Consider the following 15,415-nt stretch of genomic DNA (forward strand, 5'->3'; position numbering starts at 1 on the left):
ATGAAAAGAAAAAGGATTCTTTTACTTTCAGTTGTTGTTCTGTTATTGGTTTCATTGATCATGGTAATTTCAGTTATGGCTGCTGATGGTGATACAACCACTCAACCTAAAAGTGTGAAGGTTGGTGGTGTTGAGTTAGAAATCAAGCGATTTCCGTTATCTCGTTACCAAGCAAATAACGAGGAGTCTGATAGTCGTATAAAAGGGGCGTTTGTTGGTTTAACAAACGTCACTTTTTCTTTTGCGGGAAATATTGTACGTGTCGTTAATACAGGAATGGATATCTTGTATAATCTCCAACCGATTGATGAATTTGCGGATTCGATGACTACTGTGTCAAAAACTGTATATACAACGTTAAAGAATAATTTCGGAGAAACACTGTTTATATTTCTTTCTGGATATGTGGTGTATCTCTTTGTGGTAAGGGGAAGCGTAAAAGAAGCGATTAGAAGAAGTGTTCTCATTATTACTGTAATGGTTATCGGTGGCCTATGGATGTCAAACACTGGTTATTATATGAAGGCTCTAAATGCATTGTCAGTTGAAGCACAAGGAAAGTTATTAGTTGCCGGTAATGGATTTGTTGGCATCGTGAAGGATGAGGGAAATTACGTTGATAACTCAAAATTGAAAAAGGAAAAGAAATGGAAGGTACGGTGGCCATTATACGTAATGTTTACTTTAACCTGGCATTAAAAAAACCGTACTTAATTGTGAATTTTGATGAAACGAGTGAAAAGAAAATATATGAAGGCAGCGATGAAAAAGGGAGTTTAAATCGAATCGATAAATTTCTATCTTATAAATTATCGAAAGATGGCGAAAAGGAGAAATTGAAGTATTTAAAAGATTACGAGATAAAAAATACGGTAATGATGCTGTGTCTTTAGGGAATGTTTATAACCAGTTGGTAGCTATTGTATTGGGCATTCCTTTTCTAGGGTTAGCGTTTCTAAATTTCTTGCTTCAAATCATAGCACTAGCGATTGTATTTTTTATTCCTTTTGCTTTTATGATTTCATATATTCCTCAAATTGCCAATTTTGGTTTTGTTACTTAAGGACGGCTTGGAAGTGTTTTTCTTCTTAAAGCAATGTTGGGCATCATAATTTTGTTTGTATATGTGATGTGCTTTGTCGTAGATCAATTGATTCCGCCGAATGGATTCGGAATGTATCTGTTATATGTCGTTGTGTTGTCCGCCATATTGTGGGGTGGATTTAAAAAGCGAGATTCCATTATCAAGTTTGTAACGGCAGGAAAAGTTGTATCTATTGATAACAATATGATGGAAAATGCACGTAAAGAAATGGTTCAACCTTCGTGGGAAACGGCTAAAAAAGATGCGAATACGTTAGGTTCGGGTGTGTCGAATATGTTTAGTCATTTTGCGAAAAGTTTATCGGGCGATGGTGATGGTATTTCAAAGGATGCCTTTGCCGGCCGAATTCGGGATAGGTGGCAATACTGTTACTTTTTCTAGGACACCTCAAAAAGGAGAAACATCAATAACCCAACTCTAAATGGAAATAAGAAAGTTGATCAAAAACCGCAACATTTGTTAAAGAAAGATCAACAACAATCTTTGCCGCAAGGTGATGTTTATCATCCTGATAGGAAGAAAGAGCTTAGACCATGGGAGCGAAAAGCTTCAAGGGTTGCGTAGAGAATACGTACAATACATGGAAACTATTGGAGTTATTACTACCTTCTTTATTTTATCTTCTAATGAAATATAAAATGAAAGGGATTAATTAGTTGAAAAAAAGTTTTATATTCTTTCTATTTATTACTATCATTTCTACTTTTTATCGTTTACCAGGAAATTATAAAATTCTTGTACTGTGGATAAGCGCTTGGCATCCAGCTCCAGCGCCTACTAGCCCCTCGAGGTCATAAGCGACTCATGAATTGAAGGTAAAGAGCACCTTCTATTCATGAGCGTCTTATTTGCCCGAAGCTGATCAGGGCGCTTGCGCTTTTGTTCTTTCCTTTATATTCAAAATTATAGAAAATATCTTAGTAAACTAATAGTTATCATTCCTACCACTACAGCACCTAGTAAACTCTTAGTTAATAAAACAACTAAAAAAGTTGGTATGATTCCTAATAACTCATGACTATTTGAGAGAGGTGAAAAATTATTCTCTTCAAAAAGAAGTTCTTGACCCAACAAAGCAGTCATAACAGTAACCGGTATAAAACTTAGCCAACTCAAAAACCATTTAGGCAACTCTATTTTACTTAAAAAAAGGAGTGGGATTACTCTAGGTAATAATGTAACAATACCTGTACCTAAAACAATGAGTAAAATATCTAATCTCAATTCCATTTCTTAATCACCATCCCGACTGTTGAAGCAATAATAGTTGTCACCATGACGGCCCACATACCTGGCATTAAATAGTTAACAGCGATCAAACAAAAAATTGTAAAGATAGCTATTGATATTTCGAGAGCTTTATTGGTCTTACTCAAAATCTGTAGAACCAATAGGCCAGCGAACATCGCAGGTAAAGCAAAGTCCATCCCTATAGACTCTGTATCTGTTACTAAACCTCCAAAGATACCCCCTAGGACATTAGCAAGTAACCAATTAATATATGCTGTTATATTTAATCCGAGTAGCCAAGAAAAACTCGCTTCCTTCCTATTTTCTAGATGATTGGATGCAACACCAAATGTTTCGTCCGTAATTTGCGAACCAATAACAATGTTTTTCCAAGCGGAAAATTTACGACAATAAGGAGCTAAAGAAGCACTAAATAGCAAATGTCGTAGATTTACTAAAAAGATTGAAAAGATAATGGAAGTAATTGCACTTCCAGCCAAAATCATTCCAGCTGTTACAAATTGTCCTGAACCTGCATAAAGGAATAGGGATAACAATGCAATTTCTAGAATACTTAGACCAGCTGTCTTTGCAACTACCCCTGCTGCAAAACCAATACTGAGATAACCAAACACAGTCGGCAAGCAAGCTTTCACACCATCCATAAAAGTATCTTGGCTTTGTGCTGAACGTTTAAGTTGAAGAGCACTGTCTGACATACGAATTCCTCCTTTTTATAATTTTCAAAATAAGTTATATTGTATGGTATGACCCTAATATAAACCAATAATTAGAATAACAGTCAACATAACACTATAACACCTTGATGGTTTTATGGAGGAATTAAATTTGAAAATTGAATTGAACAGAAATAGTAGAATATCCCTTGTCCAACAAATATACGAAAATCTATCCGACAGAATACGGTCAGGGATATTAAATGAGGAGGAGTGTCTACCTTCAATTAGGGAAATGTCCAAAAATTTAGAGGTGAGTTTTCTTACAGTTGTGAAAGCTTATGATCTACTTGAACAAAATAACCTTGTCAAAAGAGTACAAGGAAAAGGAACTTTTGTTAAATGGAATTCCATAAAGTGTGAAAAATTAAAAAACATGGGGAGTCCATACAAGTGGCAACTTTCAATACAAGATTATCTTCCAAGAACACATTTTGATACACATTACAATTCGTCAGATCATAGTTTACAATTTTCATTAGCAGCTATTGCTCCCTCTCTCTTGCCAAATAGATATCTAGAAAACGAGATTCATACAATGTTAGAAAAAAATCCTCTTATCTTATCAGAATATGGACCGATTCAGGGAGACTTAGATTTAAGAATAGCTATGAAACGAACTTTAAAGAAACAAAAAATTAATGTTAGCGAAAAGGATATTTTAGTTACAAACGGTACACAACAGGGAATAGACTTAGTAGCAAGGACATTTATTGGTCCAGGAGATGTAGTTATAGCAGAAGCGCCTACTTATCCAGCAGCATTAGACATATTCCGTTCGCGAGGAGCCTCAATTTTACCCGTTCCAATAGATAAAAATGGAATAAGAACAGACATATTAATTAAACTATGTGAAACAAAAAATCCTAAATTAATATATACAATCCCTAATTTCCACAATCCCACAGGAATAGTTCTTAGTGACGATAGAAGAGAACAACTGTTAACAATTGCTCAAGAATTTCAAATAATAATTATTGAAGATGATCCTTGGAGTGAAATTTATTACAATGAAAAACCACCAAATCCAATTAAAAGTTTGGATACTAAGGGGAATGTTATATATTTAAAAGGATTAAGTAAAACACTAATTCCTGGTTGTAGAATAGGATTACTAACTGCAGATGGGACTATTTTTAATCGTTTGGTATCATCAAAAATGAATGCTGACCTTGGAAGTCCTTTATTAACACAAAAAGCTTTATATCCACTCTTTCAATCTAAAAGAATGGAAGATCATATGAAAAAATTAAGAACTGCATTAAAAATAAGAAGAGATTTAGTAATTAAGTTGTTAAAGAAACATATGCCTGAAGGTGTTGAGTGGATAGAACCAGAAGGAGGATTAAATATTTGGATATCTATTCCTGAAAAGTGGGATACTAAACAGTTATTATTAGAATGTCAAAAGAAAAACTTATCTTTCCTACCAGGTTTTGTATGTTTTTCTGGTGAACCAGAAACAAATCATTTAAGATTAAGCTTTTCATATCTAAACGATAATGTTTTAGAGACAGGAATTATAGAATTATGTAGAATCTTAAAAGAATTTTTATCAGTTACTCCTCCCCAGAGAATAGTCGACTAATATTATAAAATAGATATTTTAGCAACCTATTATCAAAAAAAGAGTGAACATTAAAAATGTTCACTCTTTTTGTATGGCGGCGGCAAACTTCTACCCTGAAGAACACAAGTTTATAAAAGGTTAGGTGACATTTGCTGAGTCTGCAATTCAAGATAAGTTAGGGGGAGAAGCAAAATCCTATAAATGGGAAATTATCATAAAGGATACTGGTGTCCAATTCTTACTTTGTGTTCCGCTAATTAGCGAAACTAGGGTTAAAGAGCATAACTCTACTAAAAACTTCAATCGTATAAAAAGATTTAAAAACAGTCAAGGAAGAGCAATAACACTACTTATAACACTAGGGAATTTAGAATAACACTTGTATTCGATTGTTATTTACAAATTTAGGCATATCTCGATAAACTGACACATGAAACACCACAGAAAAACAGGCAATAACGAAAAAATTTCAGAATGGGAGGATTGAAGTTTTATTGCATGTTCCATGGAGCATTTACAAACAAAATCAAGAAGGAGAACTAATTTTTATATGGGTAAACTTTACACATTATCTATCGAGAAAGAAATGTTAGAAAAATTCAATGACATTCATTTAACAGGAATTATCGTTAAAAACTTGAAGGTGAAAAGTATAAATCCTAATTTTTTTGAACCTTATATTTCCGATTTAAATGAACTCTATAAACAACAGGATGTAACTGAAAATGAAGAGGTGAAAAAATGGAGAAATATATACAAAGAAATGGGATTAAAGCCGAGTAAATACCATTGTTCTTTTGAAAGTATTCTTCGAAGATATTTAAAAGGCTTTAATTTTCTGGGCATTAATAATGTTGTAGATTCCTATAACTCTGTGAGTCTATTACATCAAAAATGTATTGGTGGTTATGATCTAGACAAGATTCAAAATAAAATCACTCTCCGTTTTGCGAAGGAAGGTGAAACTTGCTTACCAATTGGAGCAAGCGAACCAATTTCTCTTTCTAAGAACTCTGTTGTATATGCGGATGAAGAAAAAGTGTTGTGTTCCTATTGGAACTATAGAGATTCTGAGTATACAAAAATTACTGAAAATACAAAAGACGCTATATTCTTTATAGATGAAATTGACGCAACACCTACAAAAGGGAAAAATGCGATCAAGGACTTAGCAAATCTACTAAAAGATACATGTGATGCTCAAATTATATATCAATTTGAACTAAGTAACGAGTATCCCACTAATTATTTCGAAGTTTAAATAAATTATTATTCGTAAGGGAGAGTTATTAATGGAAAATAAAAATAGAGGTTTTCAAACTAGTTGTATTCACTCTGGAGAAGAATGGAATAAGAGTGGTCATTTGAGTCCCCCAATATGTCAATCTACAGCATTTGAATTTCCCAACACTGAGGAAGGTGCACGTAGAGCAGCAGATATACATGCGGATGAGTTTTACGGAAGATGGGGTAGTAGAAATGAAAGGGAGTTTGAAGCGATTATAGCTGCATTAGAAGGAGCAGAAGATGCCGTATCTACTTCTTCAGGATTAGCAGCAATATCGATGGTATTCCATGCTTTACTGCAACCAGGAGACCATTGTGTTGCTGTACATAATTGTTATTCCGAGTCGAAAATATTAATCGAGGAATTATGCAAACAACATTCTGTTGAACTTACAATGATTAGTTCAGAGGATATTGAAAACTATAGGAATGCCATTAACCCAAATACAAAACTTGTATATGCAGAAACACCAGCAAATCCAACTATCACTCTTGTAGACATTCAAGAAGTGTCTAGGATTACAAAAGAACAGAGTGACGCAATCTTTGTAGTGGATTCCACTTTTGCAACACCATACAATCAACAACCTTTAAAGCTTGGAGCTGATATTGTACTACACTCGGCAACGAAGTATATTGGTGGTCACTCTGATGTTGTAGCTGGAGTTTGTGCAGGAAACATAGACTTAATGAGCAAAGTTAGAAAAGTATTTTCGTTCCATGGTCCGAAATTAGATCCTTTTGCAGCATGGCTTTTATGCCGCGGTGTGAGAACTTTAGGATTGCGAGTTCAAAAACATAACGAAAATGCTTTGAAAATAGCTACATTCCTCGAAAATCACCCTATGGTAAATAAGGTATATTATCCATTCCTTAAAAGTCACAAACAACATGATATAGCCGCTCGTCAAATGACTGGTGGGGGGGGAATGGTTTGCTTCGAAGTAAAAGGTGGAATGAACGCGGGTCTTTCACTTATATCTAACGTGAAACTTAATAAGATGGCTGTTAGTCTTGGTGGTTATTCAAGCACCATTACACACCCTGCTTCTATGACTCACAATTTATTACCTCGTGAGGAAAGAGAAAAAGGTGGAATTACAGATGGAATGCTTAGACTTTCAGTTGGAATTGAGGAAGTTGAAGATATCCAAGCTGATTTAGAAAATGCATTAAATCAAGCAAATTTAGTAACAAATTAATATAAATAATAGGGTGCCATTCGGCTCCTTATTCCTAATTAATAACGGAGGAAATGTCATGTCTTCAGTGAACTCTATCTTTTCACAAGAAACTAGAAAAAAATTAACCAAACTTTACAAGAAAAATAACTGGTATAACTTCTTATGTATCTTCTTTAATTGGGGGGTGATAAGTAGTTCGATTTATTTATCTATGAAAACCCATAATATTTGGATATACCTATTAAGTATTACCTTGATTGGAAGTAGAATGAGAGGTTTTGACAATCTCATGCATGAAGCAAGTCATAAAATGTTATTTAAGAATAAGCACTTAAATAAATGGGTTACTTGCTTTTTTATAGCCTTTCCTATATTCACTTCTTTTACAACGTACTGTAAGTCACATGTACTACATCACCGTTTCTTATGGGATCCTCAGAAAGACCCAGATACCAAACGATATAAGTTAATGGGGTTAGATAAACCACAGAAAAAAATGAGCACATTCTTAATTAATCATATTATTAAACCATTAACATTATTACATGTACCTAAGTATATATTTGGAACATTAAAAGTTAATCTTTTCTCAAAAGAAGAGCCGTTGAGCGAACGTATCGCACGCCTCGGTTTTTGGGCAACTATTTTAGTAGTTATTGCTGTATTTAATCTATGGTTAGAGTTATTGTTATTTTGGTTTGTACCATTATTAACAACATTTCAAATTATTAGATATTGGGCAGAAATGGCAGAGCACTCAGGTTTAAAAACAGACCATCCCCTCTATTCAAGTAGAAACACACTTGGTAATCCTATCGAAAGATTTATCTTGCATCCACATCATGATAATTACCATCTTGTTCATCATTTATTTCCTGGTATACCGCACTACAATTTAAAAAAGGCACATATTATATTAATGGAAAATCAAGAATATAGAGAGGCGCATCATTGTACGGGCTTCTTTAAGTCCTTCTTACCTGGATTTTCATCGGTTATAGAGGACATATGCGGTAAATTTATATTTTTGCGAGATAAATAATACTACTTTATTGAAATAATAAATGCCACAAGTTAATTACAGAATACTTGTGGCATTCATTTTATGTAAATTGTTATTAGCAAAAGAGCTATAATAAAATATTAGGAGATGTAGATATGAAGGTAGTCAAATTTGGTGGTTCCTCGTTAGCAACAGGTAATCAAATCAAAAAAGTGTTTAATATAGTTGTGTCAGATCCAAACCGAAAAATAGTAGTAGTATCAGCGCCTGGAAAAAGGGGAGTTCACGATATAAAGGTAACGGATTTATGAACACATTCCTTAAGGAATAAATGATATGAATGTAATCCTCAGACAAGATTTGATGCCATTTATAAATTTTCGAGGCTTCTCATGAGTTCATTGAACTTGTGAGAAGCTTCTTTTTTTTTTGTCTTTCGTAGTTTGATTTTTTCAGCACTGTTCTATATCGATTTTCAATAGTTTTGATAATCCCATATGAACTATTCAATTGACCAAAATACAAAATTCCACCGGCTCAGATTCCTGTTTACCTTTAACAAACGGCTTACTGTAACTTCAGTAAACTTCATTTCTGTTATGATTATAAAAAGGGTTTAAAAATTATTCGCCCAAACCTCTGTTACTTCTCTCCCTATTGCAGACAGGAGATGGTATCCTCTCATAAGACAAAAATGCCCCAGTTATCTAAATAAATAGTGTCACCAACACTCTTAGACGTTTCCCCAAGGAAAACATTGTCAAAGAGAAATCCTATTAAAATGTCTATTTGTGCTGTTTTTTAGCTACTAAGACGATGTATGTTAAATATATCGAACGGCAGAATAATCTGATTCTCAAAAATTCACTGTCGATGTAGTTAGGTTCTTCCACCAACATCTTGATAATATTCATCCCGACTCTATGGAGACCGACAATCCAATTATTAACTCTAATATTAGTTTTTTATGATTACCAAGGAGGACTTAATAGTGCATTTCTCAAAAATGATAGATCGCTTGGCTTTATATGATTTACACAGAAAAAGAAGCAAAGATAAACATTTTTCTGCTGCTATTGCAGCCGATATCGATGATAGAGAGGAATTTTACAGTGCAAATATAGCTGATGTTTCAATTGATTTGAATGAATCTAAAAAAAATTATAGAGTTGGAACGTTTCGTTATGAATCCTTAATTCAATCTGGGAATCTTGTTAATGATACTTTAAAAGGGGACGTTCTTTTAAATGAAAATGACATAGATCCGCCCAATGTCATCTTTGTGCACGGCTGGCGCATGGATTCGTACAATAGGATCAAAAAAATATTTCATAATCATATAATGAACGATTTAGGATGGAACATGTATTATTATTCTCTTCCATACCATTTTGAAAGAGAACCGGAAAATTCACTGTATAGTGGCGAGTTGATGATTAGTGCAAATATTGATCGTACAATTGAGTCGACAAGACAGGCCGTTGTAGATTTACGGGCATTAATTCACTGGATAAAAGCAAATAAAAAAGGCCCTGTTATCATAGTGGGGGTAAGCTTAGGGGGATGGGTCACTAATCTAATTGCTACCCTAGAATCTCAAATTGATGTAGTGGTATCAATCTTTTATGCCAATCGCCTTTCTTATTCAATATGGAACACGATCCCAGGTAAATTCATAAGAGAAGAATTAGAACAAAATGGTGTGACCTATGAAGATTTAACAAAATATTGGAATATCACAGATCCTAGTCAAGCCTTGCCGAAAGTTAATAAAGATAACATTCTGCTGATTTCTGCTAAACATGATCAGTATATTGACTTAAAAGATGCAGATTATTTATGGGAGAGTTGGGGGAAACCCACAAGATATGTCTACAATTGTGGTCATTCAGGTATTGTTTTTTTTCGCAAAAAACTGGCAAATGATACACTTTCCTTTATACGAGAAAGATACATGCGGGAAAATTTGGTTTAATACATTTGTAGGCTTTAATAAGAAACGAAAGGCCAACTGCAACTTCAGTTGGCCTTTCCTATTTATTGAGTGAGATTGCTGACAGAACTATTATGCGTACTAGTCGTTTTCTTTAATCACCATTGCCAGTTCTTCCACCTCTCCCCGAATCCCAATCGCAGGCTCCCACGAATCAATCAAACGAATCACCTTTTGATTAGATTCCATCGCTTTCGTTTTCTCTCCTTTACGGTACAACAACTGTGCCATTCCGTAGTGATAGTAGATCAGTTCAACTTGATTGGCGTTGTGTTTGTCATAGAGCATCTGCTCAAAGGCTTCTTCCGCTTTCTCAAACCGACCACACTTCACGTAAGCCACACCTAAATTAAAATAGGCTTCTATCGTTTTTTCGCCGCCGTACGTGGAGCTGATTTCATTTGCCACTTCGTATAATTGAATGGCTTCTTCCTCATGACCTCTCGCAAAACTTAAGTCACCGCGAACCAATAGAACTCTGTGTTGAATGGTAGGGGAAATCGGTTGATCTTCGATTTCGCTTAAAATGGTCTCTGCTTTTTCCTGTTGCCCGTCTTTTAAAAACAGCCTTGCTTTGAGTGCGTGTCCCCAAACCTTTAGATCATGGACATCGTGAGCGTCAGATTGTTCCAGAATCTTCAGGCCGGCTTCTATTTGCTGAAGCGCTCCGTCTAAATCATTGACTTCCATCAATGCCCAGCCTGAGGTGTCGATTCGGAAGAACGCTTCTCGTGTGTGTTGGCCTAATTGATGGGCGGCGTCGGCCGCTTTACGTCCGTATTCGATTCGCAGGGGAAGGTTGATTCTGCTTAGAAAATGGCTAATGCGGGTGATGAATTCGATTAGGATTTCTTTTTGATCGGTGTCGCTTGCCCATTGGATGACCTTTAAGATGTTTGGCCATTCTTGTTTCATTTGATCTAAGTTCCGTCCCAGCAGGTAGCTCCAATAGATAGAGTTGGGCTGTTCCCGCTTTAAATGGGTTTCGGCATAATCAACATAATAGTGCGCCCAGCGATTGCGGGCTTCTTTTTCATATTCGTGCTGTTCGGACAAGTGCTGTTCTCCGTAAGCGACAACGGTTTGGTGCGCTAAGTATTGTGTCCTGCCTTGGCTTCGTTCCGGCTGAATCAGCGCATATGACCGCATTTGTTCCATAGCGTAATGAAAACGACGGGCGTCTAATCCGGCTGCTACCGCCAGGCTTTTTTCATCAGGCGGCTTGCTGAAAAAGCAAAGCGTCTGCCAGAGCTTTCGCGTATCTTCATTGCATCTGTCCCAGGTGCGGCCAAAGAGGAATTCAAACAATTCCAGCAGTGAGTAGCCTGCTTTTCCAAGCTCATGAATCAGCTGCTGAGCGGGTATATCATCGTCAGACATATAGGCAATGCTGAGTGCCATGGCTTTCGGGTTTCCAGCAGTTGCTGAAATGAATTCGTTTTTCAGGTTAGATGATAGATGTAACAGCTGCTCCAGCTTTTCCCGTTTATTTTGAATGTTGCATGTTTGTAAGCATCGGTGCACTTCTTGCTGAAAAAAATCCAAGGCATCTGTTTGGTCAAGGCCGCTCAGCTGAATGGCTGTCATTTCTCCGAAGCTTTCCCGATAGGTTTGTTTTACGTTTTCCCGTGCAGTGAGGAGAACTTTTACGCCTTGTGGAAGGCTTGTGATAAATTCGTGAATGTCACGTTCTGCAGTATCAATGCTGTCAACGATCAGCAGGATCGGTTTTTCTCTTGTGTAATTGGCTAACGCATTGCGGACGACGAATCGTTTTTCATTGATTGATTTATCGATTTGTTCTGTGCGTCCGAGCTGATAGGCGATCGTATTTAAAAAATCGCTAAAGCTCAATCCTTTCCAATCACCGCTAACCCAAATGATACTGTTGAACGCCGGCCAATCTGAAGTATCGTCGACACAGGAATAGGCGGCTTCAAGAGCGATTGTGGTTTTACCCATACCAGCCCAGCCGGTGATTAAACAGACTGGTGACGGAGAAAGCATCCATTGCCGTATCGCTTCCATATCAAAGCTGCGTCCGATAAAGCGTCCGGACCAGCGTGAGGGTAGGTTATGCGTGATAGGCTGTTTTGTAAGCGCATTCGTTTCATGGCCGGGTCTGTCATGAAACAGCCGTTTTACTACATTTTCAATTTCATCTTTACTCGGAGCCCCGAATGACCCGTCTTTTCGCAGTGTTTTCGCTTTTTTTAAACAAGACGCTGCCCATACAGGCAATGCGGGTTTGATGACTGGGATAGTGGTGGCTTCCAGCAGGTCGGTCAACCACTCGATATCCAAGTCGGTCTTTTCGAGAATGATCCAGATCATCCCGAACAGTTTTCCGTCGTCTATTCTTCCGGGAATGTAGCTTACCCCCATCTGTCCTATCCAGCTTTTGATCGTGTTTGGGGAGACTCCCAGCTGGAGTGCGATTTTATCTATGTAAGACTGTCCTGTTTTTTCGTTCTTTTTCCTTCTGACTTTATAATCAGGATGAAGTTTTAGCGTTTTGACGCCAGGTGCCAGCAGTTGTGCAAATTGTTTTCGGTTTTCAAGTTCAGCCATAAGCCTGCACCTCCTATTAGTACTATTTTATCAATCCAGCGTTTTTTGTATATGAAAAAATAAAAGTACAGTGCCGCTGTCCTTTTATACAGCAGAAAAGGCTGTTGAACGTCTTGAAAAGCAGATAAAATGGGGGCAGTAACAGAGAAAATAAAAATGTATGCACTTACATTTTATTTTCTAAAGAAAGGAATTTGCCAAATGACTCACACAGTACCTCAGAACATGAAAGCGGCTGTTATGCACAATACAAGAGAAATCAAAATCGAAACAGTGCCTGTGCCTGACATCAATCATGATGAAGTGTTGATTAAGGTGATGGCTGTCGGAATTTGCGGATCAGATCTGCATTACTATACAAATGGCCGAATCGGCAACTATGTAGTGGAAAAACCATTTATCCTTGGCCATGAATGCGCGGGTGAAATTGCCGCTGTCGGATCATCTGTCGATCAATTCAAGGTGGGAGACCGCGTCGCTGTAGAGCCGGGTGTTACGTGCGGACGCTGTGAGGCGTGCAAAGAAGGGCGCTATAATCTTTGCCCGGATGTACAGTTTTTGGCTACACCGCCGGTAGACGGCGCGTTTGTTCAATATATCAAAATGCGTCAGGACTTTGTTTTCTCTATCCCAGACTCACTTTCTTATGAAGATGCTGCTTTGATCGAGCCGTTTTCTGTCGGCATCCATGCGGCGGCAAGAACGAAGCTGCAGCCCGGATCAACAATTGCGATTATGGGGATGGGCCCTGTTGGGTTAATGGCCGTTGCCGCAGCTAAAGCATTTGGGGCAGGCAGAATTATCGTCACGGACTTAGAGCCACTGCGGTTAGAGGCCGCGAAAAAAATGGGAGCGACTCATGCCATTAATATCCGTGAACAGGATGCGCTTGAAGAGATTAAGACGATCACGAATGAAAAAGGCGTTGATGTTGCTTGGGAAACAGCAGGGAATCCAGCGGCATTGCAATCCGCACTGGCTTCTGTGCGCCGGGGCGGAAAATTGGCGATTGTCGGTTTGCCTTCACAGAACGAGATTCCGCTCAACGTGCCGTTTATTGCGGATAACGAGATTGATATTTACGGGATCTTCCGTTATGCCAATACGTATCCGAAGGGAATCGAATTTCTCGCTTCCGGCATTGTGGACACGAAGCATCTTATAACGGACCAATATTCACTGGAGCAGACACAAGAGGCGATGGAACGGGCGCTTCAATTTAAGAATGAATGTTTAAAAGTGATGGTGTATCCAAATCGCTGAGTGAACAGGGAGGATCTTTGTATTCTCCCTCTTGTGTACTGGAAATGAAAACGGATTCTCGGGGTGGGAAATGATGATTGAAACAGAAAAAGTAACGGCAATGAAAGTGAAGCACCAGTCAAAATCCAGCACCGGACTGTCCTGGTTTGAACGAATCGGCTATGGATTCGGAGATATGTCGTATAATATTATCTTTCAGTTTGTAAACGCATACTTATTATTTTATTATACAGACGTCGGCGGCATTCAGCCTGCGGTGATCGCAACTTTGTTTCTTGTTGTGCGTGTGCTGGATGCTATTTTTGACCCGATCATGGGATTGATTTTAGATAAAACGAATACAAGGTGGGGAAAAGCAAGGCCATATTTGCTATGGGTGGCATTTCCTTTTGCGCTATTCACATTCTTATGTTTCACGACGCCTCATTTCGGTGAGACCGGGAATATGGTATATGCGTACGTCACCTATATTCTGCTTGGGATGTCCTTTAGTATGCAAACAATCCCGGTGAACAGCCTAACGGGGCGGATGACGAATTCTGTGGAGGAACGGACGGTTCTAACCACAACCCGGATGATTTTGGTGTATATCGGAATTCTTTTATCCATTTCCTGTGCGACACCGCTTGCAACTGCTATCGGAGGAGAGGATCAGGCGTTTGGATTTCAAATGACTGCGCTCATCTACGCGGCGGTCAGCATTGTTTTGAATCTATTCAGTTTCTTTACTGTACGGGAGCGGATTCAGCCTAAAAAGAGAAAAAAACAAGGGATCAAAAAGACATTATCCGTTTTATTTCGAAACAAACCTTTGATTATGCTAATTTCATCATTTTTAGCTTTTGCGATCGGGTTTAATATTAAGCTCAGCACGATGGTGTATTATTTTACGTATAACGTAAACCATAAAGAATTTGTGTTTATGGGAACCGTTTTATTTTTCGGAGCAGCGCTGATCAGCAATTTGTTTATTCCTTTCTTTTCTGAGAAGTGGGGAAGAAAACAAGTCATGATTATCACGGCGGCTCTATCGCTTATTTCTTATGCCGGCCTGCATTTTACGCCGTATTCTTCCATTACACTCATTTTCATTTGGCTTTTTGCATCGGGATTTTTCACAACGCCTTTAAATACGCTTGCTTGGGGAATGGTTGCGGATTGTGTCGATTATGCGGAATGGAAAACCGGAATTCGCGCGGATGGTGTGGTGATTTCGAGCATGAGCTTTATTAATAAGCTGGGTGTGGCGTTAGCCGGATCATTTTCGGCCATTTATTTAGGAATCGCCGGGTATGTGGCGAATACAGACCAGACAGTTGCGTCATTGAATGCGATTAAAAATATGAATGCTTTGATTCCGGGATTTTTCATTTTGCTTTCTATTATTCTTATCGCCTTCTATCCTTTAACGGAAAAAAGATATAAACACATCATCTCTGAGCTGGAGCAAAGGTCTGCGAGATAAATATATG

General features: G+C 37.7%; 10 protein-coding genes and 3 pseudogenes. 10 read left to right on the forward strand and 3 right to left on the reverse strand.

All coding sequences use genetic code 11. The features are described 5' to 3' along the window. Window positions 1-1,630, forward strand: a pseudogene (locus ACFVP7_RS03370) (CD3337/EF1877 family mobilome membrane protein); the annotation flags it as partial. Between the two features lie 378 nt (window positions 1,631-2,008). Here ACFVP7_RS03370 and ACFVP7_RS03375 read toward each other — a convergent pair. Beyond that, window positions 2,009-2,335, reverse strand: coding sequence for an AzlD domain-containing protein (locus ACFVP7_RS03375; RefSeq protein ID WP_396582971.1), 327 nt, complete (start codon window positions 2,333-2,335; stop codon window positions 2,009-2,011). After that, entirely contained in the window at window positions 2,326-3,054 is a 729-nt protein-coding gene (locus ACFVP7_RS03380) for an AzlC family ABC transporter permease (RefSeq protein WP_396582972.1), read from the reverse strand. Before ACFVP7_RS03380 ends, ACFVP7_RS03375 begins: the two co-directional genes overlap by 10 nt. 130 nt (window positions 3,055-3,184) lie before the next feature. On the opposite strand from ACFVP7_RS03380, the gene ACFVP7_RS03385 reads away from it, so the two are divergent. From ACFVP7_RS03385 to ACFVP7_RS03415, 7 genes and pseudogenes are all read left to right on the forward strand, one after another. Then, window positions 3,185-4,660 (forward strand): PLP-dependent aminotransferase family protein, encoded by a 1,476-nt coding sequence (locus tag ACFVP7_RS03385; RefSeq protein WP_396582973.1) that lies wholly within the window; start codon window positions 3,185-3,187, stop codon window positions 4,658-4,660. Between the two features lie 532 nt (window positions 4,661-5,192). Next, a complete protein-coding gene (locus ACFVP7_RS03390) occupies window positions 5,193-5,903 on the forward strand; it encodes a B3/4 domain-containing protein (RefSeq protein WP_396582974.1) in 711 nt (236 codons plus the stop codon). A 31-nt stretch (window positions 5,904-5,934) separates the two neighbouring features. Continuing rightward, window positions 5,935-7,131 (forward strand): trans-sulfuration enzyme family protein, encoded by a 1,197-nt coding sequence (locus tag ACFVP7_RS03395; RefSeq protein WP_396582975.1) that lies wholly within the window; start codon window positions 5,935-5,937, stop codon window positions 7,129-7,131. 58 nt (window positions 7,132-7,189) lie between these two features. After that, complete coding sequence (locus tag ACFVP7_RS03400) at window positions 7,190-8,155, forward strand: fatty acid desaturase (RefSeq protein ID WP_396582976.1); 966 nt, start codon at window positions 7,190-7,192, stop codon at window positions 8,153-8,155. A 116-nt stretch (window positions 8,156-8,271) separates the two neighbouring features. Then, window positions 8,272-8,424: pseudogene (locus ACFVP7_RS03405) on the forward strand (aspartate kinase); the annotation flags it as partial. A 540-nt stretch (window positions 8,425-8,964) separates the two neighbouring features. Beyond that, window positions 8,965-9,269, forward strand: a pseudogene (locus tag ACFVP7_RS03410) (abhydrolase domain-containing 18); the annotation flags it as partial. Between the two features lie 210 nt (window positions 9,270-9,479). Beyond that, window positions 9,480-10,091 (forward strand): alpha/beta hydrolase family protein, encoded by a 612-nt coding sequence (locus ACFVP7_RS03415; RefSeq protein ID WP_375060363.1) that lies wholly within the window; start codon window positions 9,480-9,482, stop codon window positions 10,089-10,091. Between the two features lie 99 nt (window positions 10,092-10,190). Here ACFVP7_RS03415 and gutR read toward each other — a convergent pair whose 3' ends face one another. Continuing rightward, window positions 10,191-12,680, reverse strand: a complete 2,490-nt coding sequence (gene gutR / locus ACFVP7_RS03420; RefSeq protein WP_396582977.1) for a glucitol operon transcriptional regulator GutR — start codon at window positions 12,678-12,680, stop codon at window positions 10,191-10,193. Between the two features lie 201 nt (window positions 12,681-12,881). Here gutR and gutB point away from each other — a divergent pair, with 201 nt between their 5' ends. Further along, the gene (gene gutB / locus ACFVP7_RS03425) at window positions 12,882-13,943 is read left to right on the forward strand and encodes a sorbitol dehydrogenase (RefSeq protein ID WP_396582978.1); all 1,062 of its coding nucleotides are present in this window, start codon (window positions 12,882-12,884) and stop codon (window positions 13,941-13,943) included. A gap of 73 nt (window positions 13,944-14,016) precedes the next feature. After that, on the forward strand, window positions 14,017-15,408 hold the full coding sequence (locus ACFVP7_RS03430; RefSeq protein WP_396583251.1) for an MFS transporter: 1,392 nt from the start codon (window positions 14,017-14,019) through the stop codon (window positions 15,406-15,408). The last annotated feature ends 7 nt before the right edge of the window (window positions 15,409-15,415 follow it).

The sequence above is a fragment of the Bacillus sp. SG20033 genome (assembly GCF_044570195.1).
Taxonomy (GTDB): Bacteria; Bacillota; Bacilli; order Bacillales; family Bacillaceae; genus Bacillus; species Bacillus subtilis.

What these genes read in the sequence shown, in the direction of transcription:
- ACFVP7_RS03430 (WP_396583251.1), top strand. Translation starts at nt 14,017, where the DNA reads ATGATTGAAACAGAAAAAGTAACGGCAATGAAAGTGAAGCACCAGTCA.
- ACFVP7_RS03395 (WP_396582975.1), top strand. Translation starts at nt 5,935, where the DNA reads ATGGAAAATAAAAATAGAGGTTTTCAAACTAGTTGTATTCACTCTGGA.
- ACFVP7_RS03380 (WP_396582972.1), bottom strand. Translation starts at nt 3,054, where the DNA reads ATGTCAGACAGTGCTCTTCAACTTAAACGTTCAGCACAAAGCCAAGAT.
- gutB (WP_396582978.1), top strand. Translation starts at nt 12,882, where the DNA reads ATGACTCACACAGTACCTCAGAACATGAAAGCGGCTGTTATGCACAAT.
- ACFVP7_RS03415 (WP_375060363.1), top strand. Translation starts at nt 9,480, where the DNA reads ATGTATTATTATTCTCTTCCATACCATTTTGAAAGAGAACCGGAAAAT.
- gutR (WP_396582977.1), bottom strand. Translation starts at nt 12,680, where the DNA reads ATGGCTGAACTTGAAAACCGAAAACAATTTGCACAACTGCTGGCACCT.
- ACFVP7_RS03400 (WP_396582976.1), top strand. Translation starts at nt 7,190, where the DNA reads ATGTCTTCAGTGAACTCTATCTTTTCACAAGAAACTAGAAAAAAATTA.
- ACFVP7_RS03390 (WP_396582974.1), top strand. Translation starts at nt 5,193, where the DNA reads ATGGGTAAACTTTACACATTATCTATCGAGAAAGAAATGTTAGAAAAA.
- ACFVP7_RS03375 (WP_396582971.1), bottom strand. Translation starts at nt 2,335, where the DNA reads ATGGAATTGAGATTAGATATTTTACTCATTGTTTTAGGTACAGGTATT.